At 61.4% G+C, this 24,224-nt stretch carries 16 protein-coding genes; 2 read left to right on the forward strand and 14 right to left on the reverse strand.

Features of this window, described 5'->3' with window-relative positions; genetic code table 11:
* Positions 1-26 precede the first annotated feature (26 nt).
* The 12 genes from QWJ46_RS08445 to QWJ46_RS08500 all read right to left on the reverse strand — a co-directional run bounded on the left by QWJ46_RS08445 (position 27) and on the right by QWJ46_RS08500 (position 19,802).
* On the reverse strand, positions 27-8,546 hold the full coding sequence (locus tag QWJ46_RS08445; RefSeq protein WP_302750642.1) for a glucoamylase family protein: 8,520 nt from the start codon (positions 8,544-8,546) through the stop codon (positions 27-29).
* Between the two features lie 451 nt (positions 8,547-8,997).
* Positions 8,998-9,162 carry a hypothetical protein gene (locus QWJ46_RS08450; protein ID WP_020922541.1) on the reverse strand — a complete coding sequence of 55 codons (165 nt, stop codon included), beginning with the start codon at positions 9,160-9,162 and terminating at the stop codon, positions 8,998-9,000.
* A 124-nt stretch (positions 9,163-9,286) separates the two neighbouring features.
* On the reverse strand, positions 9,287-9,478 hold the full coding sequence (locus tag QWJ46_RS08455; protein ID WP_302750644.1) for a hypothetical protein: 192 nt from the start codon (positions 9,476-9,478) through the stop codon (positions 9,287-9,289).
* Positions 9,479-9,640: 162 nt separating this feature from the next.
* On the reverse strand, positions 9,641-10,390 hold the full coding sequence (locus QWJ46_RS08460) for an ABC transporter ATP-binding protein (RefSeq protein ID WP_184454658.1): 750 nt from the start codon (positions 10,388-10,390) through the stop codon (positions 9,641-9,643).
* Entirely contained in the window at positions 10,387-11,220 is an 834-nt protein-coding gene (locus QWJ46_RS08465; protein WP_302750647.1) for an ABC transporter ATP-binding protein, read from the reverse strand. The genes QWJ46_RS08460 and QWJ46_RS08465 overlap by 4 nt, the downstream gene beginning before the upstream one ends.
* A complete protein-coding gene (locus QWJ46_RS08470) occupies positions 11,217-12,152 on the reverse strand; it encodes an ABC transporter permease (RefSeq protein ID WP_302750648.1) in 936 nt (311 codons plus the stop codon). The genes QWJ46_RS08465 and QWJ46_RS08470 overlap by 4 nt, the downstream gene beginning before the upstream one ends.
* A complete protein-coding gene (locus QWJ46_RS08475) occupies positions 12,149-13,216 on the reverse strand; it encodes an ABC transporter permease (RefSeq protein ID WP_302750650.1) in 1,068 nt (355 codons plus the stop codon). Before QWJ46_RS08475 ends, QWJ46_RS08470 begins: the two co-directional genes overlap by 4 nt.
* 18 nt (positions 13,217-13,234) lie before the next feature.
* A complete protein-coding gene (locus QWJ46_RS08480; protein ID WP_302750651.1) occupies positions 13,235-14,878 on the reverse strand; it encodes an ABC transporter substrate-binding protein in 1,644 nt (547 codons plus the stop codon).
* A gap of 60 nt (positions 14,879-14,938) precedes the next feature.
* The gene (locus tag QWJ46_RS08485) at positions 14,939-16,036 is read right to left on the reverse strand and encodes a dipeptidase (protein ID WP_302750652.1); all 1,098 of its coding nucleotides are present in this window, start codon (positions 16,034-16,036) and stop codon (positions 14,939-14,941) included.
* A gap of 166 nt (positions 16,037-16,202) precedes the next feature.
* A complete protein-coding gene (locus tag QWJ46_RS08490; RefSeq protein ID WP_302750653.1) occupies positions 16,203-17,228 on the reverse strand; it encodes an ABC transporter permease in 1,026 nt (341 codons plus the stop codon).
* Between the two features lie 34 nt (positions 17,229-17,262).
* Complete coding sequence (locus QWJ46_RS08495; RefSeq protein WP_302750655.1) at positions 17,263-18,804, reverse strand: sugar ABC transporter ATP-binding protein; 1,542 nt, start codon at positions 18,802-18,804, stop codon at positions 17,263-17,265.
* Between the two features lie 68 nt (positions 18,805-18,872).
* Positions 18,873-19,802 carry a sugar ABC transporter substrate-binding protein gene (locus QWJ46_RS08500; RefSeq protein ID WP_184454674.1) on the reverse strand — a complete coding sequence of 310 codons (930 nt, stop codon included), beginning with the start codon at positions 19,800-19,802 and terminating at the stop codon, positions 18,873-18,875.
* 368 nt (positions 19,803-20,170) lie between these two features.
* Between QWJ46_RS08500 and QWJ46_RS08505 the strand changes: the two genes are divergently transcribed.
* Positions 20,171-20,668, forward strand: coding sequence for a DUF1993 family protein (locus tag QWJ46_RS08505; protein ID WP_302750656.1), 498 nt, complete (start codon positions 20,171-20,173; stop codon positions 20,666-20,668).
* An 82-nt stretch (positions 20,669-20,750) separates the two neighbouring features.
* On the opposite strand, the gene QWJ46_RS08510 is transcribed toward QWJ46_RS08505, so the two are convergent.
* Both QWJ46_RS08510 and galE read right to left on the reverse strand, forming a co-directional pair.
* Positions 20,751-22,313 (reverse strand): alkaline phosphatase family protein, encoded by a 1,563-nt coding sequence (locus tag QWJ46_RS08510; protein ID WP_302750657.1) that lies wholly within the window; start codon positions 22,311-22,313, stop codon positions 20,751-20,753.
* A complete protein-coding gene (galE, locus tag QWJ46_RS08515) occupies positions 22,291-23,274 on the reverse strand; it encodes a UDP-glucose 4-epimerase GalE (protein WP_302750659.1) in 984 nt (327 codons plus the stop codon). The genes QWJ46_RS08510 and galE overlap by 23 nt, the downstream gene beginning before the upstream one ends.
* A gap of 244 nt (positions 23,275-23,518) precedes the next feature.
* Here galE and QWJ46_RS08520 point away from each other — a divergent pair, with 244 nt between their 5' ends.
* Positions 23,519-24,163, forward strand: coding sequence for a ThuA domain-containing protein (locus QWJ46_RS08520; protein WP_302750660.1), 645 nt, complete (start codon positions 23,519-23,521; stop codon positions 24,161-24,163).
* The last annotated feature ends 61 nt before the right edge of the window (positions 24,164-24,224 follow it).

Genomic DNA, 24,224 nt, shown 5'->3' on the forward strand with positions numbered 1-24,224 from the left:
CGTGTTCTTCAGCGTGGAGAACGCTGTTATCCGAGCGGATATCCCTCTTCGGGATCGGTGACTTCGCTGCCGTTGATCGACAGAGTGTAGCCGCCGGCATTGGACGCTTTTGAGACCGAAATGCGGTATTTGACGCCGCCCCGCTCCACCTCCGCCGCAAAACCGTCCCATTCCGACGGGAGCGACGGACGCACATGGAGCCGGCCATCCTTCAACCGGATACCGAGAATGCCCTCGACGGCGGCCCGGTAGAGCCAGCCGGCCGATCCGGTATACCAGGTCCAGCCGCCGCGCGACGTATAAGGCTCATGCCCATAGACGTCGGCTGCCACGACATAGGGTTCGACCCGGTATTGTTCGGCCGAAGCCTTGTCGAGCGCATGCGTGATCGGATTGAGGATCTGGAAGCAGCGCAGCGCGTCGTCGCCACGCTTCAGCTCTGCGAGCGCCATCACCACCCAGGTCGCGGCATGGGTATATTGGCCGCCGTTTTCACGCACGCCCGGGGGATAGGCCTTGATGTAACCGGGATCCCTGGCGGAATTGACGAAAGGCGGCGTGAACAGCCGGATGATGCGCGCCTCCTCATCGACCAGTTGGTCGAGCACGGCATCCATCGCCTTTCCGGCACGAGCCGGGTCGCCCTCGCCGGACAGAACGCTCCAGGATTGCGCGATGGAGTCGATCCGGCATTCCGGGCTTTCCTTGGAGCCGAGCAACGCACCGTCATCGAATGTGCCGCGGCGATAGTAGCTGCCGTCCCACGCGGCAATTTCGAGCGCCTTCTTCAATTCGGCGAGATGGGCCGACCAGCGCTCCACCCGGGCCGTATCGCCGCGCTCTTCTGCATAGGGAATGAAGGCGCGCAATGCACCCGCCAGGAACCAGCCGAGCCAGACGCTGGTGCCGCGCCCGCCGATGCCGACGCGGTTCATGCCGTCGTTCCAGTCACCGCCGAGGAATAGCGGCAGACCGTTCGCGCCCTTGCGGGCGACGGCGAGATCGAGCGCCAGGGCCGCATGTTCATAGACACTCGCCTTGTCCTCCGAAATCTCCGGCTTGTAGAACGAGTCGTGCTGACCTTCGAGAAGAGCGGGGCCTTCCAGGAAGGCAAGCTCCTCGTCGAGTACGCTCTTGTCGCCGGTGACGCTGCAATAATGCTGGATCGCGTAGCTCAGCCAGACGACGTCATCCGAAATCAAGGTGCGAACGCCCGCACCCGTTCCCGGCAGCCACCAATGCTGAACGTCGCCTTCGCGGAACTGCCGTGAGGCGGCATTCAGAATCTGCCGCCGGGCGATCGAGGGTTCGTGCATCAGGAAGGCCAGCGTATCCTGCAACTGGTCGCGGAAACCGAAGGCGCCGCTTGCCTGGTAGAAGGCGGTGCGGGCCATGATGCGGCAGCCGAGGCTCTGATAAGGCAGCCAGGTGTTGACGAGATTGTTCATCCCGCGATCCGGCGTCGAGATCTGCAGCCTGCCGGTGAAATCCCGCCAGAAGGCGCGGTTTGCCTCGACCGCATCGTCGAACGAAGATTTGCGGATCTCGGCGATCAAGGCGCGCGCTTCTTCTTCCGTCGGGGTATCGCCGAGGAAGAAGGTGACGTCGCGCTCTTCGCCGGCCCCGAGTTCGATGTCGATCGCCAGAGCCGCGGCCGGATCGCCATCGAGATCGGTGACGCCCGAAAGCGGGGCTGCGGAGGTGACGGCCTGAGGCATCTGGATCGTGCCAGCCTTGCCGATAAATTCGCGCCGGCTAGCCGAGAAGCTTGAAAGCGTCTCGCTCGCCGCGAAGAAGGCGGTTCGGTTGGAAAAATCGATGCTGTAGGGATTGGTGGCAAAGAGCGCCCCCGTCTCCCCGTCATGGCTCGACAGGATGAAGGGTGCGGTGCGTCCGGGATTGCTGCCGAGAACCCATTCGACGTAGCCATAGAGACGCAGCTTGCGGCCGGTCGAACCGGTGTTGCGCAGGCGCAGGCGCTGCAGTTTCACCGGCTTCTCGCGGTCGATCGTTTGTGTCAGCTCGAGTGCAATTTCGTGCTGAACGGTGGAGAAGACCGAATAGCCGAGCCCGTGGCGGGCTTCGAAGCGGATATCCGGCCGGCGCGAAAGCGCTGCGAACGGCGTCATGACGGCGCCGCTTTCGAGATCGGCGAGATAGAAGGCCTCGCCCGACCGGTTGACCACCGCATCGTTCGACCAGGACGTCAGCTGATAATCGCGCGAATTGACGCTCCAGGTGAAACCTGCGCCTTCGGCCGACACGTGGAAGCCAAACCTGTCGTTGGAGATGACGTTGATCCAAGGCTGCGGCGTCGCATGACCTCCGGGCAAGCGAACGACATATTCGCGGCCGTCGCGGGCAAAGCCGCCGATACCGTTCCAGAAGTCGAGATCGCCTTCTTCCTCGATGAGGACAGCGGGCACGACGGGCGGCGGCACCGGCGCGACACGCTTGACCGGGACCTTGTTGCGCTCGGCCCGTTCCATCTCCTGCAGCTCCTCCTTGGAGGGGGCGAACAGTGCCACGGCGCGGTTGATCTGGTCGACCACCTTGCCGTTCTTCGCATGCAGGGTGACGCGGGAAGCCGCGATCAGTGCCTTGTAAGTTTCCTCCTCCATCAGGTCCTTGCGAACCGCGAAAATATGCTGGCGCAAGCCGTCGGCCTGACCCATGCGGCGTACGTTCTCGCACATGGCGTCGAGTGCGTGTTGCATGTCCTGCGCATAGGAAGAGGCGCGTTCGTTCATGATGACGAGATCGGCGGTGACGCCGCGCGAGCGCAGATATTCCTGCGCCAGCAATGCCTCGCGGGCGATATCGAGATCCATGTCGTCGTTGACGCGCAGCGTGAAGAGCGGGAAATCGCCGGAGATCGCCAGCGGCCAGAGCGCCGATTGCGATTGCAGGCCGGCCTCGACCGTCGCCTCATCCTTGCGCAGCTGCATGTCGGGATAGACGAGGTAGCGCCCGAGATGCTGGAAGGCGGCCGCCTGCTGCGAGGTGACGCCGACATGGCGCATCTGCACTTGCGTGCGCGTCCAGGCCTGGACGAGCTCATGGTTGAAGGCGTCGGGGTGACGGTAGCGATTGACCGCCTTGTCGACCTCGTCGCGGCTTGGCGCGGCGATCGTCCAGAAGAACACGCTGACCTTCTTGCCGGCCGGCACCCGCACCGTGCGGCGCAGCGACATTACGGGATCGAGCGTGAAGCCGTCGCTGCCGGAAAGGCTCGCGCCCGGATCGAAGGCCGCCGCATCGGCAAGGCTGCGGCCGCGGCCGATGAACTTGCGCCGATCGGTTTCGAATTCGGTGTGCCGGGTGTCGCCGGCATTGTCGACGATCAGATGCGCGATGCTGATGTTCGGCTCGTTCGGGTCACGCTTGTTGCGTTCGGCACGGATGACGTCGCCACGCTTGCCGATCTCGGTCTTGACGAACATGCGGGCGAATGCCGGATGCGCATTGTCGGTATCGTCAGAGGTAATCACCGGTTCGAGATAGGACGTGACTTCGATGAAACGATCTTCCGTGCCCATGTTGAGCAGGGTAACGCGGCGGGCTTCGGCATCGTGCTCTGTGGCGATGATGCACTCCACCTCGCTCGTCAGATCGCCGACCGTCTTGATGAACTGCGCCTTCTCGTCGGCGAATTCGACCTTGATCTTTTCGCCCTCGACACCCTTCGGCTCCGCTGTCGCCGACCACCATTCGTTGGTGGCGGTATCGCGCAGGAAGATGAAGGTGCCCCAGCGGTCTTCGGTCGGATCGGCCTTCCAGCGGGAAACGGAAAGACCGTTCCAGCGGGAATAACCGGCGCCCGTCGCCGTCAGCATCATGGAATAATGGCCGTTCGACAGGAACACGAGCTCGCGGTCGCGCGAAAGCGGATCGCTGATCTTCCTGATTTCCGGCCGCATGAGATCCTCCTGGATGCTGGCCGGCGTATCGGATTCATGCTTGCCGCTCATGACGGGAATGTCGCGCGGCGCCTTTTCCTGCAGCAGAAGCTCCGCCGCCTCGATCACCGGATCGGAGTGGAAGAGTTCGCGCAGATGGCCGTTGAAGGCGACGTTGGCAACGGCCGCGATCGACATGCCGTGATGGTGGGCATAATAATTGTAGACCACTGCACATTTCTTGCCTTCCGGCACGCGCGTCGGGGTGAAATCGACCGCGTCGTGGAAGCCGAACTTGCCGAGCGCGCCGACCTTGCGCAGTCTCTGCAGGTTTTCGAGTGCGCCCGGCGGGTCGTACTGGCTGGCCAGCAGCGAAGCATAGGGGGCGATGACGGCATTGTGGCCGAGGCCGCGCTTCAGACCGAGCGTCGGCACGCCGAAATTCGTGTACTGGTAATTGAGATTATGGTCGCGGGCATTGAAGGCCGCTTCCGAAATGCCCCACGGGATACCGAGCTTGCGGGCATAATTCATCTGCTCGACGACGACCAGATTGTTCGTCTGGTTGAGAATACCCCCGCCACGCTCCTGCATGACGAGCGGCGGCATCAGATATTCGAACATCGAGCCGGACCAGGAGACCAGCGCGCCGCGTGATCCCACCGGCACGACCTGGCGGCCGAGACGGTACCAGTGTTCCGTCGGCAGATCGCCCTTGGCGATGCCGAAGAGACTGGTCAGGCGGCATTCCGAGGCGAGAAGGTCATAGCAGGCCTGGTCGAGCTCGCCGCTTTCGACGCGGTAGCCGATCGACAGCAGCCGGCGTTCCGGCCGGAACAGGAAGCCGAAATCCATCGAAAAGGCGAGATCGCGGGCCTTGTCGCGCAATGCCACCAGGCGCGGCCGGAGCGCGTCGACCTTGGAAAGATCGAAGGTGCTGTCTGATATATGCGCCTCGCAGACCTTCACCAGGGATGCCGCCCATTGGGTGACTTCCTCGCTCTGCTTCGACTTGACCTCGTGGTCGAGATTGGCGGCGAGCTTTTCGATGTCGCGTGCGAGAACGGCAAGGTTGATGATGCGGATCGAGGCGAATTCGTGCTCGCGCTTGACGGCGGCAAGCGCATTCTGGAAGCCGACGATGCGCTCTTCCAGGCGCCGGCGCAGCGGGCGCACGGTCTTGCGGTCGTCGGGCAGGTCCGCCAGCACTTCGCCGAGGATGCCGGCCGTGTCGCCGACACCGTCGAGATTGCCCTGCATGTGGGCCGACGGGGCCTCCGCCCAGTTGCGGCAGGCCGAAGAAATAGCGATCAGATGGCCGGCGAGATTGCCGCTGTCGACGGCCGAGACGTAACGCGGCCCGAGCGTCTGCAGCGTATCGGTGTGATACCAGTTGAACAGATGGCCGCGGAATTTCTCCATTTTGTCGATCGTCGCGATCGTCTGCTCCAGCCGTTCGAGCGTCTCCTCAAAGGAGAACCAGCCGAAATGCCGGCCGGAAACGACGGAGAGCAGGTAGACGCCGATATTGGTCGGCGAGGTGCGTGCCGCCACGATGACGTGCGGCGTTTCCTGGATATTGTCCGGCGGCAGATAATTCTGCTCGGGGGTGGTGAAGGTCTCGAAATAACGCCAGGTGCGCCGGGCGATCTTGCGCAGCTCGCTCGACACGGAATCGGCGACCTCGAGCCGGTCCTCGGTCTCGGCCGACTGGCTGACATACCAGGCGACGACAGGCGAGAGGATCCATAAGAGCGCGAAGGGGATGCCGACGAGGAAGGCGTTGCCGCCGGGAAGGGCTGCGAAACCGAGCGCCAGCAGCGCCAGTACCGGCGCATGCCACATCTGCTTGTAATAAGAGGCGAGGGTGCCTTGCCCGCCGGCCTGGACGCTGGCGGCGGTTCGCCACTGCAGCATCAGCTTGCGGCTGACGAGCAGCCGGTAGAGCGAACGGCCGATCGCATCCGCCATCATCGCCACCGAATCGGCGATGAAGACGATTCGCAATGCGACCTGCGCATTGGCGGCGGTGATATCCGACCAGACCGTATAGAGATGGGCGCGGGCGACGATATCGCTGGTGCGCGGGATGATGCCGTTGATGAGTGATAGCGTCGGCGCCACGAACAGGCAGAAGATCAAGAGAATCTGCCAGACGAGCGCGCCGAGCGGACCCATGAAATACCAGCCGAGAACGGAGGCGAAGAACCAGGCGATCGGCGTCAGCGAACGGCGCAGATTGTCGAACATCTTCCAGCGGCCAAGCGCGGTCACGCCGTATTTCGGATTGAACATATAGGGCAGGAGCTGCCAGTCGCCGCGCGCCCAGCGATGCTGGCGCGAGGTCTCCACCTCGTAGCGGATCGGGAAATCCTCGACCAATTCGAGATCGGTGACGAGCGCACAGCGCGCCATCGAGCCTTCGAGAAGGTCGTGGCTGAGCACCGAGTTCTCCTCGATGCGGCCCTTCAGCGAGGCTTCGAAAGCATCGACATGATAGAGACCCTTGCCGGTGAACGTGCCTTCGCCGGCCAGATCCTGATAGACGTCGGACACGGTGAAGACATAGGGGTCGAGACCGCGATTGATCGAGAAGACGCGTTGGAAGACCGAGGCATCCTTGCCCGTTGTCAGCGACGGCGTGACACGCGGCTGCAGCACGCCGTAGCCGCTTTCGACGCGTCCGGTCTTCGGATTAATGACCGGGCGATTGATCGGATGGTAGAGCTTGCCGACGAGCTTGGTGACGGCATCGCGCATCAGGCGTGTGTCGGCATCGAGCGTCATCACATATTGCACATTGGCCGGAACGGTGTTGGCGCCGGGCAGATAAGTCGTGTCGCGGTCGCCGCGCAGCAGCATGTTCAGCTCGTGCAGCTTGCCGCGCTTGCGCTCCCAGCCCATCCATACGCCTTCCGAGGGGTTATAGAGGCGGCGGCGATGCAGCAGGTAGAAGCGGGTTTTGCCGTCATAGGCATAGCGGGCGGAAAGATTGGCGATCTCGCGTCTTGCATAATCGAGAACCTCGAGATCGGCAGGCGTTTCCTCGGCATCGCTGTCGGGCCAATCGCTGAGCATCGCGAAATAGATCTCTCCACGCGGATTGGCGAGATAATGAACTTCGAGATTGCGCACCTGATCGTCGACGCTGTCGCGGTTCGAGATCAGGCAGGGCACGACGAGCAGCGTGCGCGCATCCTCCGGAATGCCTTCCTTGAATTCGTAGCCGACGAGGCGGGCAGGCGTCACGAAGAAGGACAGCAGGGTATTAAAGAGACCCGTTGCGCCCTCCGAGGCCGGCAATGAGAACATGATCAGCAGGATTGCGATTTCGATGGCGCCCATTCCGGCACTTGCCATGAACCTGCCGACGATCGCCATGGCGATGATCGTCAGCAGCATGACGGGCAGCGCGATCGACAGCCAGTTGAACCGGCGCACGGCGCGCACGAAGTGCTGGGTGATCGTCGGGCGATAATTCGCCCGCGCCTCGAGCTTCGGCCGTTGCGCGCCGGACAGGAAGCCGCCGACATTCGGCTCATGCTGCTGCGGCTCGTCGGACGCCTTGGCGGCGTCGGTCATGTCGAGCGCCAGCTGGGCGATTTGCATTTCGGTCAGCGGCGAGCGCTTGGCCAGTTTCTCGATCTGCTTGCGGTATTTGTTGCGCGAGCCGGAATCGAGGATGCCGTAATCCGAATGTTCCCAGAGCAGCTTGTCGACATGGCTGACCTGCTCGACCCAGACCGACCATTCGGTATCGTCGATCTCGCGCAGGCTGCGGATGATGTTGCCCATCGTCACGTTGCCGGAAGACAGACGGCTGTGTTCGGCGGTCGTCGCCTCTTCGGTATTGCGACCGAGCTCTTCCAGGCGTTCATCGAGCCAGGTGATTGCCAGGCTCGACGTCTGTGAGCCGTCACGCAGGCGATAGAGGAACTGCGTCGAGAAGGTATTGTCTTCGGCAAGCGGTTCCAGCGTCTTCAGATAGGCGGCAGCCTTGGCCGGATCGGTCAGGCGTACCAATTCGTCGGCCGCCTCATTGGCGCGGCGGCGCAGGCGGCGGCTGGTTTCGACACGACTCGAAATGCGGCGAAGGTTTTCCACCAGCACATAGCGCACCAGCGAGGGCAGAGCCCAGAGTTCACCGATCCTCAGCGTCTCGCTGGTCTGGAAGCCGTCGACCAGCGCCGTCAGGCTTTCCTGCGAGATCGTGCTGTGGGTATGGGCAACGTAGAGCCAGGCAAGCACCAGCGTGCGCGGAATGTCGACGCCGCCGACGCGCATGGTCGGCAATTCGCGGTAGAAGCGGCGGGGAAAGTCGCGACGAACCTCCTGGATCGCCTCTTCGACGATGTAGTGATTGTCCAGCAGCCATTCCGCCGCCGGCGTGATCGTCTCTCCGGCCTCGACGTCGGTTGCCGTGGTGCGGTAGACGCGCAGGATTTCCTTCTCGTTTTCCTTGTGGCGCGCGAAGAAATCAAAGGCGGCGAAAGCCGGCAGCTTGTCGACGCCGTTGACGGCGACGGCTTCGCCCATCGCCTTGATGTCCTCGATGGAAAGATAGGTCGAGCGGATCGAATCATTGTGATCGATCTGCTTCGTATCGGAGTCGCGTGGAAGGCTCGGAGAAAGATTGGCAATAGACATGGGTTCGGTTCTGGATCCAAACAAAGTTATGGCTGTTTTGCTCAGCCTTTTGCACTGCTTATCATGACTGCTACATGAACGGGGCCCGATTCTTCGAAGATCGATGAGGCCGGGGTGAATGACGTCTGGGCCAAGCGATGTAACCGGGCGTAGCCTTGGTCCAGCGCGAAGGTCGATCAATACCCTCTCCGCAAAACCATGGCGAAAAGTTGGACACTCTCGCGATAATTCAAGTCAAAAGTCGTGGGCCGAACGAGCCGGCGCGCTTGCGGCGCAAGGCAGAGCGCCGAGCATGTCGCCACTGGCGGACTGGCAGGAGCTTTTCGATAAGAGGAAGGTTCGCCAGATCATCGTCTGGCCGCGCTTTGATCGGGCTTGCCCAAGCGCGGAAACGCGCCGCATGGATGGGCGCAAGCAGCCCCGGCACGTGCCGAGGCCTATCATCTGCCGACTATCCGAGGACGCCGCAGACCATTGCCACCACGAACAGGAATGCCGCGGTGAAGATCGTCCCATGGAGCACCGTCTGAAGCCTGTGGCGCGTCGCGTGCGGCTTCTTGGTGGCTACCGAACCATAGTGGTTCACGTGAGTATGCGAAATACCCAGCTCTGCCATGTGTCGCCTCCGTTGTTCTCGTGCGGCCGGTTGTGCGGCTCGCTGTTATATTTCTTATTCCCTATCAGGTAGGTAGAGATAAATTTCCGTCCAGAGTGAGCGGAAGAGAAAATTCAACCGCTCTTTAGCAGAGCGTGCGCCATGCCCAGATCAAAGAGCGCTCGATGGCGTTCTCGTTCTGCTGCAGATTGGAGGTCTCGGTCCCGATCAGGCGCCGGTCCTGTTCCGCCGGTATGGAGACCGTGATCTGTTCCTTGCGATCGGCTCTCGCGGGAGGATCGAGATAGCCCATGGTCATCCCACCGAGAAAGAACATGCCTCGACCTCCATCGATCACGAAAGCTAACAATCGTTAACAGGATCATGACAGAAGCGGGGCGGCTGTCAATAGTCTAGTCGAATGGTCGTCTTTTAAGGGAGCATTATCCTTAACGCCGCCACCAGCCTTTTCTTTTCAATGGCTTGAAATGATTGCCTTTCAGGCTTTGACGAAACCCTTGCTCGCGATCATCAAATTTTTCGTGTAATCCTCCTGGATCGCGCCCCGCGCCAGCTCTTCCGAGCTCAATCGTTCGACGACGGCGCCGTTGCGCATCACCGCGAGCCTTTCGCACATATGGGTGATGACGCCGAGGTCATGGCTGACCATGACGAAGGTGAGCTTGCGGTCGCGGCGGATCTGTTCGAGCAGGTTCAGCACCTCCGCCTGCACCGAGGCGTCGAGCGCCGACGTCGGCTCGTCGAGCAGCAGGATCGACGGTTGCACGATCAGCGCCCTGGCGATCGCCACACGCTGTCGCTGACCGCCGGAAAGCTGATGCGGATAGCGGAAACGGAAACCATTGCCGAGGCCGACTTCGTCGAGCGCGCGGGCAATGCGCTTGTCGCTGTCGGTAACGGCGTGGATCGCAAGCGGTTCGAGCAGCAGCCGGTCGATCGTCTGGCGCGGATGCAGCGAGCCGTAGGGATCCTGGAAGACCATCTGCACGCGCCGATAGAAGGCCTTGCTGCGCTTTGAACCTTTCAGCTCTTCGCCGTCGATGCGGATCGCGCCGCCGCTGATCGGCGCAAGTCCGGCAACGGCGCGCAGCAAGGTCGATTTTCCCGACCCGGATTCACCGACGAGGCCGAAGGATTCACCGCGCTCGACGCTGATGCCGACATCCTTCAGCGCATGAAAATCATCGTAGACGACGCTGAGATTGTCGACATGGAGGGCTGCGCTCATGCCGCCCACTCCGGCTTGCGGTCGAGCACCGGCAGCGGATGGCGGTTCGCGCCGATCTCCGGCATGCAGTTCAGCAGTCCCCTGGTATAGGGATGCTGCGCATGTTTGAGATCGGCGGCCGCGAGCTCTTCGACGATCTTGCCGGCATACATGACGATGACCCGGTCGCAGAAGGAAGAGACCAGTCTCAGATCATGGGAGACGAAGATCAGCCCCATGCCACGCTCGGAGACCAGCCTGTCCATGATCCGGAGCACATCGAGCTGCACTGTCACGTCGAGCGCCGAAGTGGGCTCGTCGGCAATCAGCAGTTCGGGTCCGGCAATCAGCATCATGGCGATCATGGCGCGCTGTCCCATGCCGCCCGAAACCTCGTGCGGGTGCAGGTCGAAGACGCGTTGGGGGTCGCGGATCTGAACCGCTTCCAGCATGGCGAGCGCCCGTTCGCGCGCCTCCGCCTTGCCGATCTTCTCATGGGTGCGCAGCGTTTCGCAGATCTGCCGTCCGATCGTCATGACGGGGTCGAGCGAATATTTCGGATCCTGCAGGATCATGGCGATGCGCTTGCCGCGCAACCTGCGCCTTTCGCCGGCGGATGCCTTGAGGAGATCGATGCCGCTGAAATCGAGCCTGTGGGCCGTGACGATTCCGTGTTTCGGCGTCAGCCCCATGATCGCCCGGCCGGTCTGCGACTTGCCGGAGCCGGATTCGCCGACGATGCCGAGCCTTTCCCTGCCGAGCGTGAAGGAGACGCCGCGCACGGCCTCGATCACGCCGGTGCGGGTGGGATAACTGACCTTGAGCCTGTCGACCGTCAGAAGTGTCGTCATTGGCCGCTCTCCTTCGGATCGAGCGCGTCGCGCAGGCCGTCGCCCAAGAGGTTGAAACCGAGGCTGACGATGAGGATGGCGATGCCGGGCATGGCCGCGACCCACCACTGATCGAGGATGAAGCGCCGGCCGGAGGCGATCATCGCGCCCCATTCCGGCAGCGGCGGCTGTGCGCCGAGACCGAGAAAGCCGAGGCCGGCCGCCGTCAGGATGATGCCGGCCATATCGAGCGTCACGCGCACAATCAGCGAGGAAATGCAGAGCGGCATGACATGGCGCACGATGATGCGAAACGGCGAGGCGCCCATCAGCTTCACCGCCGAGATATAGTCGGAACGCCGGACCGTCAGCGTCTCGGCGCGAGCGATGCGGGCATAGGGCGGCCAGGAGGTGATGGCGATGGCAATGACTGCGTTCTGGATGCCCGGGCCGAGAGCGGCAACGAAGGCGAGCGCCAATACCAGCTTCGGAAAGGCAAGAAAGATATCGGTGATGCGCATCAGCGTCGCATCCACCCAGCCGCCGGCATAACCCGAGACCGTGCCGACGATCAGCCCGATTGGCGCGGAGATGATGGCGACGAGCGCGACGACGAACAGAGTCAATCGCGATCCATAGATCAGCCGTGAATAGATGTCGCGGCCCTGATCGTCTGTGCCGAGCAGGTAGCCGCTCGTTCCCGGCGGCAGCAGGCGGGCATTGCGGAGATCGCCGACGACGGGGTTGTGTGTGGCGAGGAAATCCGCGAACGCGGCGACGAGGAGCAGGGCGATGATGATCAGCAGGCCGACAACGGCGAGCCTGTTGGCCGTGAACTGCCGCCAGGTGACGTAAGCGCGGCCGAGACGGGCCTGCCTGCGCGATTGCGGCCGGTCGGAAAGCAGCCATTCGCGGCGGCTCATCGCAGGAGAGGGGCTGGCAGGAGCCGTCATCGATTTCGCGTCCTCGGATCGAGTGTCCGGTAGAGAAGATCGGACAGAAGGTTGATGCCGATGAAGATCGTCCCGATGACGATCGTGCCGCCGAGCACGGCGTTCATATCGGCGTTCTGCAGCGAATTGGTGATGTAGAGCCCGATGCCCGGCCAGGAAAAGACGGTCTCGGTCAGCACCGATCCTTCGAGCAGCCCGGCATAGGAAAGCGCGATGACGGTGACGAGCGGCACGGCGGCATTGCGTAGCGCATGGCCCCAGATCACCCGCGTTTCCGAAAGCCCCTTGGCACGCGCGGCTACGATATATTCCTGCGAAAGCTCGTTCAGCATGAAGCTGCGGGTCATGCGGCTGATATAGGCGAGCGAGAAATAGCCGAGCAGCGAAGCGGGCAGGATGATGTGACGGAAGACGTCATAGAAGACATCCCATTGCCCCTGCCAGGCGCTGTCCAGAAGATAGAAGCCGGTGATCGGCGTGAACGTATATTCGAAGACGATGTCGATGCGGCCGGGAAAGGCCACCCAGCGCAGCTGCGCATAGAAGATGACGAGCGAAATCAGCGCCAGCCAGAAAATCGGCACGGAATAGCCGACGAGGCCGATGACGCGCACGATCTGGTCGGCGATGCTGCCGCGGCGCACTGCAGCGAGAACACCGAGCGGCACGCCGACGCAGGCGCCGATCAGCGTTCCCAACGTCGCGAGCTCGATCGTCGCCGGCATGACCCGGCGAATGTCGACCATGACAGGATTGGTCGTCAGCACCGAATTGCCGAAATCGCCGGACAGGATGCCTTTGATATAGATGTAGAACTGCTGATAGAGCGGCAGATTGAAACCCATCTCCTGGCGCACCCGCTCGACGACGTGGGTAGGGGCGCGGTCGCCGAGGATGGCGAGCACGGGATCGATCGGCACGACGCGGCCGATGAAGAAGGTGACGGCCAGCAGGCCGAGATAAGTGGTGACGGCGGCGAACAGGAACCGCCCCAAAGCCTTCGCGAAGGCGTCGGCACGGCCCTTGCGGAGCCGCGCCTCCCGTGTGGTTTCGATGGTGCTCACGCCGTTAATCCCGCCGGATTATTCCTTGGCGATCGGACCGACGAAGTTGGTGTCGAAGCTCGGCCCCAGCTTGAAGTCCTTCAGATTTTTCCGATATCCGGCAACCTCGGTCTGCTGGAAGATGATGACGAACGGGCTGTTGGCGAGGAACTTCTTCTGGATATCCTCATACATTGCCGCGCGCTTGGCGTTGTCAGGTTCGAGCAGAGCGGCCTTTGTCTGCTTGTCCAGTTCCGGCGCCTCCCACGTATTGCGCCAAGCGAGCGTCTTCACCGTGCCGGCATCGGAATTGTCCGGGTTGCTGGTGAAGGTGTCGGCATTGGAATTCGGATCGAAATAATCGGAGCCCCAGTTGCCGATGTACATGTCATGGGTACGGGCGCGATATTTGGTCAGCGTCTGCTTGCCGTCGCCGGGGATGATTTCCAGCTTGACGCCGGCCTGTGCCAGCGTCTGCTGCATGGATTCGGCGATGCCGGTGACCGGCTGCGTGTTGCGCACGTCCATCGTCACCGAAAAGCCGTCGGGGACACCGGCCTTGGCAAGCAGCTCCTTGGCTTTGGCGACATCGAGCTTGTAGGGATTTTCATCGAGCGCACCGAGCTGGCCCTTCGGCAAGAAGGTCTGGTGGATCTCGCCGATCCCCTTGATCAAGGTCGCGCCGATGGCGTCGTAGTCGACCAAATATTTGAAGGCCTCCTGGACCTCGGGCTTCTTCAGGTTCTCGTTCTTGCTGTTCAGGCTGACATAGTAGATCGTGCCCTTCGGCGCGCTGGTCGTTGCCAGATCGGCATTCTTGGAAACGGCGTCGATATCACCCGGCTCGAGATTGCGGGCGATGTCGATATCGCCGGCTTCGAGCGCCAGCCGCTGGGCCGAACTCTCCTTCATGTAGCGGTAGATGACGCGGTTGAGCTTGGCCTTGTCGCCGTAATAATTGTCGTTGCGTTCCAGCACGACAACTTCGTTTGCCCGCCATTCGCGCAGCTTATAGGCGCCGGAGCCGGCATAGCCGGTCTTCAGCCACTCATTGCCGAAGTCATTGTCGTATTTGTGCTCGGCATCCGGCGTCACCGCCTTCACATGTTCCATCACCAGCTTCTTGTCTACGACGGAAGCGACGGTCGCCGTCAGGCAGTTGAGCACGAAGCTCGGCGCATAGGCCTTGTCCACGGTGAAGACGAAGGTATTGGCGTCGGCCGCCTTGGCCTTTTCGGTGACATTGTCGCCGGTCAGGCCGAACTGGGTGAGGATGAAGGCCGGGCTCTTGTCGAGCTTGACGGCGCGTTCGAAGGACCAGGCGACGTCTTCGGCGGTAATCGGGTTTCCGGAGGCGAATTTCAGACCGGGTTTCAGCTTGAAGGTATAGGTGAGGCCGTCATCCGAAACGCTCCAGCTCTCGGCAAGATCACCCTTCACCTTGGACGTGTCGGCAAGATCGAGGCGGACGAGCAGGCTGTAGCTGTTGCTGGTAACCTCCGCCGTCGAAAACTCGAAAGCTTCGCCCGGATCCATGGTGATGATGTCGTCTATGGCAACACCCTCGACCAACGTGTCCTTGGGCGTTTCGGCAAAGGCGGCGGGTGCCGTCATCATCAGAAGCGAAAGGGCGGCTCCTGCGGAAAGCAGGCGGAAATTGCGGCTGAGCTTGGTGATCATCATGGTCTGTTCCCCTGTTCTTGATTGATTACGAAGCGTTTTGTCGGTCATATCCCATTAAAACTATTGTCCGTTTTCAGTGCGTCCAGAGGCGCGCGGCGCTTTAGGCGCGGTCTCCCGCCAGGCTTGCGCCAGAATACGAAGCCAATTTTCACGGGCAAGTTTCGTGAGATCGGCCTCACCATATCCAACCTCCCGGAGAGCGGCAATCAGCTTCTGATTGCCGGCCGCGTCGCCGATTTCCTCAGGAATTGTGGCGCCGTCGAAGTCCGATCCGAGCCCTACGCAATCGATGCCGATGCGGTTCACCAGATAGTCGATGTGGCGGATCATATCGGCAAGCGGCGTATCGCTGTCCGAGCGGCCATCGGGACGCAGCATGGCGGTGGCATAGTTGATGCCGACGAGCCCGCGGCTTTCGCGGATAGCATCAAGCTGCCTGTCCGTCAGATTGCGGGCGACCGGCGTCAGCGCATGGGCGTTGGAATGGCTGGAGACCAGCGGCTGGTCCGTCGTCTTCGCCACGTCCCAGAAACCTTTTTCGGTGATATGGGCAAGGTCGATCACGATACCGAGGCGATTGCATTCCCGCACCAGCTCGAAGCCGGCATCGGTGAGGCCGGGCGCCGTATCCGGCGACATCGGAAAGGCGAAGGGCACGCCGTAACCGAAGACATTGTGCCGGCTCCAGACCGGCCCGAGCGACCGCAGCCCGGCTGCATAGAATACCTCGAGCGCCGCAAGATCGGCGCCGATCGCCTCGCAGCCTTCCATATGCATGACGGCGGCAAATATATCGTCCGCCATGGCGCTGCGGATATCCTTCACCGTCCGGCAGAGCCGCCAGGCGCCGGCCTGGTCGAGCCGCAGCGCGATCGCCGCCATCTCAGTGGCTATGGCAAGGGAAGGCAGCGGATCGAGAGGCGCCGCCATTGGCGTGATATAACGGCCGTCGGCATCCGGATCGGCAAAGACCAGATCGCCGGAGGGAATGTAGATCGCGCAAAGACCGCCTGAAAGGCCGCCCTCTCTGGCCCTCCGCGCATCGATATGCCCGAGCGTCGTGCCGTCTGCGAATTCCGTGATCGGGTCGCTGCCGTCTTTTGAATGTGTCCAGAGTCGAAGGAGAACGTCGTTGTGGCCGTCAAATACGAATTGCATCTGTCTTCCTGCGCTGCCCGAGGCGGGCGTATGACCTGGCAGAATAGAAAAGCTGGCGGGATTCGCCATCCTTTTTTTAAAAAATCTGTGGTCGTCTCCAAGAGCTTCGCCGAAATGGAAACGGGGGCCGAAGCCCCCGCAAATGATCGGTTCGCACTGCCTGAGATCAGTGCTTGCGCCTTTTCTTCTGCCTGTAGACGTCGATGACGACGGCCGCGACGATGATGAAGCCTTTGACGATCTCCTGGTAATAGGCGTCGATCCTGAGGAAGGTGAAGCCCGAGGTCATGACGCCGAGAATGATGGTGCCGATGACTGTGCCGGTGATGCGCCCGACGCCGCCAGTGAGCGAGGTGCCGCCGATGACGGTCGCGGCGATCGCGTCCAACTCATATCCGACGCCCATGCTTGCCTGCGCGGTTTCCGCACGCGCCGCCGTGACGATACCGGCGAGACCAGCAAGCAATCCAGCGATCACATAGACTTTGACGAGGTGCGCTTCGATGTTGATACCGGAAACGCGGGCGGCCTGGGGGTTCGCGCCGATGGCGTAGGTGAACTTTCCATAGCGGGTGTAGCGCAGCGCGATATGGAAGATCAGTGCAACGACGAGGAAGACGACAACCGGCCACGCCTTCGTTCCAATGAAATGAAACTGCTCGGTGATGCCGGAAACCGGCTGTCCCTTCGTATACCACTTGGCAACACCTCTGGCGGAAACGAACATGCCAAGCGTTGCAATGAACGGCGGGATCTTCGTATAGGCGATGAGCGCGCCGTTCGCGAGACCCGCCGCCGCTCCGATCAGCAGACCGATCACGATGGGCACGAGCGCCGGAAGATCGGTCAGCGAAGGGAAGACGGCCCGCCCCCAGGTGGAGGACTGAGCGAAACTGGTTGCGATCATCGCCGTCATGCCGACGACGGAGCCCGATGATAGATCGATGCCGCCTGTTATGATGACCTGCGTAACGCCAACGGCGATAATGCCGATGACGGAGACCTGCAGGATCATGATTGTCAGGCGCTGCGAATTCATCAGGAAGCTTTGGCCGATGAACATCCAGCCGAGCGCTTCATAGATGAGCGCGATGCCGACAAGCACCAGGAAGATGCTGAGTTCCGGCGGCATACGCCGCCGTCTCTGCCGGGTTGCGAGCGGGGCCGTACCCTCTGCTGCCTTGGTACTCATATCAAACCTCCCTTAGGCGATCGCAAGCTGCGCATTACCGCGCAGCCAGCTCCATCACCTTGATCTGCGTTGCTTCATCGCGATTGAGGAAACCGGTCACCAGGCCCTCATGCATGACCATGATGCGGTCGCTCATGCCGAGAACCTCGGGCATTTCGGATGAGATCATGATGACTGCCACGCCGTTTCGCGCCATTTCCGTGACCAGCCGATGGATTTCCGCCTTGGCGCCGACATCGATGCCGCGTGTCGGTTCATCGAGGATCAGGATCTTCGGATGGGTGAGCAGCCAGCGCCCGATCAGCACTTTCTGCTGATTGCCACCCGAAAGATTTTCCACCCGCTCGTAAAGATTGGGGGTTTTCACGCGCAGCCTTTTCGCCATGTCTTCGCAGGTCGCCTCGAGCGCTCCTTGCTGCACGAAACCACCCTTGACAAATTTGTCCTGCAGGACGGCGATCTGCATGTTTTCCAGGATATCCAGGATCAATAGGCAGCCGGTGTCTTTGCGATCCTCCGTCAGGAATGCCATCTGGTGACGGATGGCCTCGGTCGGCGAGGAAATCGTCACCGGCTTGCCGAACAGTTCGATCGTGCCGGAGCTTGCCGGCGTCACGCCGAACAGCGTTTCGGCGACATTCGACCGTCCGGAGCCGACGAGGCCGGCCACACCGAGAATCTCGCCGGCTCTGACCTCGAAGGAAACATTGCGGAAGACGCCCTTGAGACAGAGGTCTTTGACGGAGAGCACGACCTCGCCGATGGGCACCTCTTCCTTCGGAAACATCTGAGTGATCTCGCGCCCGACCATCATGCGGATGATGTCGTCGCGGGTGACGTCGGTCGAGGCATGCGTGCCGATATATCGGCCATCGCGGAAGACGGAAAACTCGTCGGCGATCTCGAAGAGCTCGTTCATCTTGTGGGTGATGTAGACGATGCCGATGCCCTCAGACCTGAGATCGCGGATGATGCGGAAAAGATGCTCGACCTCGCGCTCCGTGAGGGCCGAAGTGGGCTCGTCCATGATGAGGACATCGGAATTATAGGAAACCGCCTTGGCGATCTCGACCATCTGCCTGTTGGCGACCGAGAGGTGCCGGACTTCGATATCGGGATCGATATCAATATTGAGCCGGGCAAACAGCTCCTCGGTCATGCTGTGCATCACGCCATGGTCAATGAAACCGAAGCGGTTCTTCGGTTCGCGGCGGATCCAGATATTTTCGGCAACGGTCATGAACGGCATCAGGTTCAGCTCCTGATGGATCATGGCGATACCGTTCTCCAGCGCATCGAGCGGAGATTTCAGCTGGATCTCGACCCCTTTGAGGCGAATATCGCCTTTATCGGGCGTATAGATGCCGGCGAGAATCTTCATCAATGTCGATTTGCCGGCGCCGTTTTCACCCATCAGCGCATGCACGGAGGCGCGCTTCAGCCGGAACTGCACGTCATCGAGCGCGACGACACCGGGAAATTCCTTGCGAACGCCCTCGGCGCTCAGCAGATATTCCGCATTCGGAACTGCGCCGCTCGCACGCACGGCGGCCATGGTTGTCGGGCTGACGGCCATATCATCTCCTCCAAATACGGACAGGCGGAAAGGATGCGGGCAGAGCCCGCATCCTGTTGGCACTCGTCTCAGTTCTTGGTGACGAAGTCCTTGACGTTTTCAGGCGTGACGAGCTGGAAGGGAATGTACACCTTCTTCTCGGTCTTTTCGCCCTTGGCGATCTTGAGCGCCGTGTCGAGTGCGCCCTTGCCCTGGCCGGCAGCGTCCTGGAAGACGGTGACGTCGAGGTCGCCTGCCTGCATGGCGGCAAGCGCGTCCTGGGTGGCGTCGACGCCGCCGATGACGACCTTCTTCATATCCTTGCCGGCTGCCTTCAGTGCCTGGATGGCGCCGATCGCCATTTCGTCGTTGTTGGAGATCACCGCGTCGAACTCGATGCCGCTAGAGAGCCAGTTGGTCATCAGGTCGGCGCCCTGGGTGCGGTCCCAGTTGGCCGTCTGCTCTTCGACAATTTCAAGGCCCTTGCACTCGTCGGTCTTGACGACGTCGTGGACGTCCTGGGTGCGCATGCGGGCAGCCTGGTTGGAAAGCTCGCCCATGATGACGACGGCCTTGCCCTTACCACCGAGAATGCGGCAGATTTCCTTGGTTTCCAGCGTGCCGGATTCCTGCTCGTTGGAAGCGACGAAGGCCTGCTTTTCCGGAAGCGTGTCGACGTTGACCGGCTGGCGGTTGACGTAAACCAGCGGAATGCCGGCATCGGCGGCAAGCTTGGACATTGCCGTGGTCGCGTCGGTATCGACAGGGTTGACGATGATTGCATCGACCTTGGAGGCGATGAAATTCTGGATCTGGCTCTGCTGCTTGGAAACGTCGTTCTGCGCGTCTTCGACCTGTAGCGTGACGCCGCTCAGGGTTTTGGCATAATCGGTCATGCCGTTGCGCAGAACGGTCAGGAAGTTGTCGTCGAACTTCGCCATCGACACGCCAACCGTTTCCGCGTGGGCGGCCGTCGACATGACGAGCGCCATCGCAGTGCCCAGGATAAACTTTTTCATTTTTACTTCCTCCACAAAGCGGTGCCCGGCTGCACCCTCCTCACGCCGGAGCTCCAGGCATCTGCCCTGAAGCCGCAATTTGCTGCGCCACCTCTCCCGCGGCGTTCCGAAAACGGAACAAACAAACCGTAAAATTTGTTATGCGGAATATTCATTCCATTTTCTGGGAGCGACGTCAAGCCTCTCTTTAGCGGCACTCGGGATATCGATGGGGCAATGCATGGGAATTGCGCGCGGCACACGCGTGCGGCGGCATTGCGCACGAAGTGGGCAGCCTCCATCTATGGGAAAGTCGAAGACAGGCTCACCGCCGCAGGCCCTTCGACATCCGCCGCGGCCGCCCATTGAAGATTTTGGAGACAGGACTGATGTCCATTTCGATCTATCGCCTTACCGTTCCGATGTTCCAGCGCGGCCTCGCCAGCCTGAAGACCTATCTCGACAAGGCTGAAGCCTATGCGAAGGAAAAGAATATCGATCCCGCCATACTCGTCTCCGCCCGGCTTGCGCCCGACATGCTGCCACTCGCCGGTCAGTATCAGCGGGCCAGCGACAGCGCCAAGTTCACGCTCGCTCGTCTGACCGCAACCGACGCGCCGAAGTTCGACGATAACGAGACGACGATCGAGCAGTTGCGCGAGCGCCTGGCAAAGACCGAAGCCTATCTCGCCACCTTCTCGGCGCAAGCGCTGGAGGGCGCGGAAAGCCGCCAGATCACTCTGCCGGGCAAGAGCGGCATCGTGCTGCCGGGTGACGAATACATCACCACCTTCGCCCTGCCGAACTTCTACTTTCACGTCGCTACCGCCCACGCCATCCTGCGCAATCAGGGCGCACCGATCGGCAAGCGCGATTATCTCGGTTGATTCAAGGCAATTCCAGCAGCGGTTTTGCTGGAATTACCCAATAAAGAGAGCATTGCCGTCATTCGAAGAAGACGGAGATGCTCTACCGGGGTCGGTGTGTCACCGGCCCCTTTTCCGTCAGCTCGGTATAGGCAAGCGTCTGGTCGAGATGTCGCGCTCTCAGCGAGAGCAACTTCTCGGCATATTCAAGCCGGATCGCCGCATAGGCCGGATCCGCCGCGACGTCGTCGAGTTCCATCGGATCATTGCTGAGATTGAAGAGCAGCGGCGGCAGTGCGGCAAAATGCACATATTTGAACCGATCGTCGCGGATCACGGCGAGATTGCATTGGTTCGGCCTCAGCCCGAAATGCCGCTCCGTCTCACCTTTGGCAATGTCGCGGAAATCGAATTCCCAGAATATCGCGTCGCGCCAGCCTTCCGAGCGCCCGCCCATGATGAACGGCATCAGCGACCGGCCGTCGAGCCCGTTCTTTGCCCCAATGCCGAGCCTTGCGCAAAGGGTGGGAAAAATATCCGCGGCGCTGGTGAAATCGTCAACGATCCTGCCGGCCGCATCGTTTGCGGGATCGCGGATGATCAGCGGGATATGGTAACTGCCATCGAAGAAACCACCCTTGCCGAGCGTCCAGTGGTCTCCCGCCATCTCGGCATGGTCCGAGGTGAAGACGACGAGCGTATTCTCCCAGGCGCCCGCATCCTTCAGCGCCTGCCAGATCCGGCCGAGCTGCGCATCGACCTCTGAGATCATCCCGTAATAAATCGCCCGGATCGCCGCGAAGTCCTCGCTGCTCCAGGCGCTGAGCGGCCCTTGCGCCCCGTGAATGAAGCTGCCTTTGTCGGTGAGCGACATGGCATAGGCGAGATAGGGATGAGCTCGCTGCTCCGCTTCGGGGTTTTCCGCACGCGCAAAGGCCGGCCCGTCATCCGGCTTGTACATCCGGTTGAACGGCGCCGGCACTGAGAATGGTGGGTGCGGACGCAAGAAGGAGACATGCGCAAACCACGGCCGGTTCTGTTCGCCCATCCAGCGAATGAACTCGCCGGCCAGGAAGGCGGTCTGGGTCTCATCGCTTGAATAGGCTGGCGCCGCGTCGGAAATTTCGCCGGCTCTAGCACCGACGGGAGTGTGGATGTCGCGGCTGACGGCATTCGCATGGCCACGTGACTTGAGCCATGAGAGCCATTGCCGCTCATGCTCGGGCAGGAGTTGGCGAGCGATAAAACCCGGCAACACGCCTTCATAGGTGGTCAGATGCGGGTCGGCCGCATCCATGCAGCGCGGATCGGGCGCCGTGTCGGTATAGCCGAACAGCGTCGGGTCGTATCCCGCCCGCCGGGCCGCCAGCGCCAGATTGTCGAAGCGCGCGTCGAGCGGCGAACCATTGCGGCAGACGCGGTGGTTCATCTGATAAAGGCCGGTATAGAGCGTGGCCCGGGCCGGCGAGCAGGGGGCCGCCCCGGCATAATGCTGCCGGAAGAGCGTGCCTTCGCGTGCCAGCGCATCGATGTGAGGTGTTTTCACACAAGCATGACCGACCGCCGATAGGCAGTCGCCACGCCATTGGTCCGCAGTGATCAGCAGAATATTGGGCCGGCGGAGCTTCTCAATGCGTTTCGGCTCAATGCTGGTTGGATTTTGCATGCCAGTTCCAGGCGGAACTTATGATCTCGGACAGATCATACTGCGGCACCCAGCCGAGCACGTCGCGCGCCTTGTCGTTGTTGGCGACCAGCGTATGCGAATCCCCTTCGCGCCGGCCGATATATTCGACCGGAAAGGGGCGGTTCGATACGTCCTCGATCGCCCCGAGCAATTCCCTGACCGTCGTGCCCGTGCCGGTGCCGAGGTTGAGCGCGACGGAATCGCCGCCCTTCAGCAGATATTCGACGGCGCGCACATGCGCGTCGGCAAGATCCAGCACATGGATGTAGTCACGCACGCAGGTGCCGTCGCGCGTCTCGTAGTCGCTGCCGAACACCTTGAAACCCTGGCGACGGCCGAGTGCGGCGTCGATCGCCAAGGGAATCGCATGTGTTTCCGGCTGGTGCCATTCGCCGATCCGGCCTTCGAAATCGGCGCCGGCCGCATTGAAATAACGCAGCACCACCGAGCGCAGGTCCTTGTACTGGTCGTAATCGGCAAGCGCCTGTTCGACGATATATTTCGTCCGGCCGTAGGGATTGATCGGCACTTGCCGGTGCGTCTCGTCGAGCGGCACGCTCTGCGGCAGGCCATAGGTGGCGCAGGTGGAGGAGAAGACGAAGGCGTTGATGCCGGCCGCTTGCGCTGCCGAAAGCAGCGTCAAAGTGCCGATGACATTGTTTTCATAGAAGGAAACCGGATCCTTGACCGACTCGCCGACCTCGATCAGCGCCGCAAAGTGCAGGATGGCCGCCGGCTTGTGTGTGGCCAGCACCTCGTCCAGCCGGGCACGATCGCGAATGTCGCCCTCTTCCGCCGGCCCCCATTTGACGAACTCGCGATGGCCGTTTGAAAAATTATCGAAGACGACAGGCCTATAGCCCTTGCTCGCCAGGTCGAGGCACGTATGCGAGCCGATATAACCGGCGCCGCCGACCACAAGAACCGTTTCACCTGCCATGCACCACCTTTAATCATCAGTGAGAGATGGAAGAAACCTAGACGAGATACACGTCAATAAAAAGAAGGAACTGCGATTGGCACGAGCGGACAATACGTCAAATGCCGAAACCGGCGGTTTGCGATTGGCCGAAACGGCAAAATCGATCAATTATTCGCGTGATTTGCATGACCGCCCGATTTAAGCGGCTTGTATCATCGGGTGATGATCAACGATCCACAGCAATCAGTCAGGGAGACCGGGAATGAGGAAGGCATTGATCGTCTGGGGCGGCTGGCAGGGCCATGAGCCGGAACAATGCGCCCATATAGTCGCCGATCTCCTGCGCGAAGACGACTTTGCGGTGGAGGTGACCGGCGATCTCGGCATATTCGGATCTCCGACCCTGGCCAAGGCAGATCTGCTGGTGCCCATCATCACCGGCGAAACGCTGGAAAAGCCCCACGCTAGCGCCCTGGTCGAGGCCGTGCGCGGAGGTCTCGGACTCGCCGGCCATCACGGCGCGCTCGCCACCTCATTCAAGGAAAGCGCGCCTTTCCGCTACGTCTCCGGCGTCACCTGGGTCGCCCATCCCGGCAACATCATCGATTTCCGTGTCGCCGTCACTCGCCAGGACGATCCTGTCATGGAGGGCATTCCCGACTTCGACTACCGTTCGGAGCAATATTATCTGCATTATGATCCGACGGTCGAAATCCTTGCGACCACCACTTTCACCGGCGCCTACGATCCGGCGGCGCGCAACGTGGTGATGCCCGTCGTCTTCAAACGCCATTTCGGCGCCGGCCGCATCTTCTATTCCGCTCTCGGCCATGTCGCGGCCGAGTTCGACCATCCCTATATGCCGCTCATCCTGCGGCGCGGCCTCGGCTGGGCCGCCCGCCAATAGTATCAGGACGACACATTGCCGCCTCCGGCGGTGTGAGTGCTTCAATCTGACAGGAAAATGT

Origin of the sequence: Rhizobium sp. CBN3, assembly GCF_030518245.1 — a bacterium.
GTDB classification, from domain to species: Bacteria; Pseudomonadota; Alphaproteobacteria; order Rhizobiales; family Rhizobiaceae; genus Rhizobium; species Rhizobium aethiopicum_A.

What these genes read in the sequence shown, in the direction of transcription:
- QWJ46_RS08445 (WP_302750642.1), bottom strand. Translation starts at nt 8,546, where the DNA reads ATGTCTATTGCCAATCTTTCTCCGAGCCTTCCACGCGACTCCGATACG.
- QWJ46_RS08450 (WP_020922541.1), bottom strand. Translation starts at nt 9,162, where the DNA reads ATGGCAGAGCTGGGTATTTCGCATACTCACGTGAACCACTATGGTTCG.
- QWJ46_RS08455 (WP_302750644.1), bottom strand. Translation starts at nt 9,478, where the DNA reads ATGTTCTTTCTCGGTGGGATGACCATGGGCTATCTCGATCCTCCCGCG.
- QWJ46_RS08460 (WP_184454658.1), bottom strand. Translation starts at nt 10,390, where the DNA reads ATGAGCGCAGCCCTCCATGTCGACAATCTCAGCGTCGTCTACGATGAT.
- QWJ46_RS08465 (WP_302750647.1), bottom strand. Translation starts at nt 11,220, where the DNA reads ATGACGACACTTCTGACGGTCGACAGGCTCAAGGTCAGTTATCCCACC.
- QWJ46_RS08470 (WP_302750648.1), bottom strand. Translation starts at nt 12,152, where the DNA reads ATGACGGCTCCTGCCAGCCCCTCTCCTGCGATGAGCCGCCGCGAATGG.
- QWJ46_RS08480 (WP_302750651.1), bottom strand. Translation starts at nt 14,878, where the DNA reads ATGATGATCACCAAGCTCAGCCGCAATTTCCGCCTGCTTTCCGCAGGA.
- QWJ46_RS08485 (WP_302750652.1), bottom strand. Translation starts at nt 16,036, where the DNA reads ATGCAATTCGTATTTGACGGCCACAACGACGTTCTCCTTCGACTCTGG.
- QWJ46_RS08490 (WP_302750653.1), bottom strand. Translation starts at nt 17,228, where the DNA reads ATGAGTACCAAGGCAGCAGAGGGTACGGCCCCGCTCGCAACCCGGCAG.
- QWJ46_RS08495 (WP_302750655.1), bottom strand. Translation starts at nt 18,804, where the DNA reads ATGGCCGTCAGCCCGACAACCATGGCCGCCGTGCGTGCGAGCGGCGCA.
- QWJ46_RS08500 (WP_184454674.1), bottom strand. Translation starts at nt 19,802, where the DNA reads ATGAAAAAGTTTATCCTGGGCACTGCGATGGCGCTCGTCATGTCGACG.
- QWJ46_RS08505 (WP_302750656.1), top strand. Translation starts at nt 20,171, where the DNA reads ATGTCCATTTCGATCTATCGCCTTACCGTTCCGATGTTCCAGCGCGGC.
- QWJ46_RS08510 (WP_302750657.1), bottom strand. Translation starts at nt 22,313, where the DNA reads ATGCAAAATCCAACCAGCATTGAGCCGAAACGCATTGAGAAGCTCCGC.
- galE (WP_302750659.1), bottom strand. Translation starts at nt 23,274, where the DNA reads ATGGCAGGTGAAACGGTTCTTGTGGTCGGCGGCGCCGGTTATATCGGC.
- QWJ46_RS08520 (WP_302750660.1), top strand. Translation starts at nt 23,519, where the DNA reads ATGAGGAAGGCATTGATCGTCTGGGGCGGCTGGCAGGGCCATGAGCCG.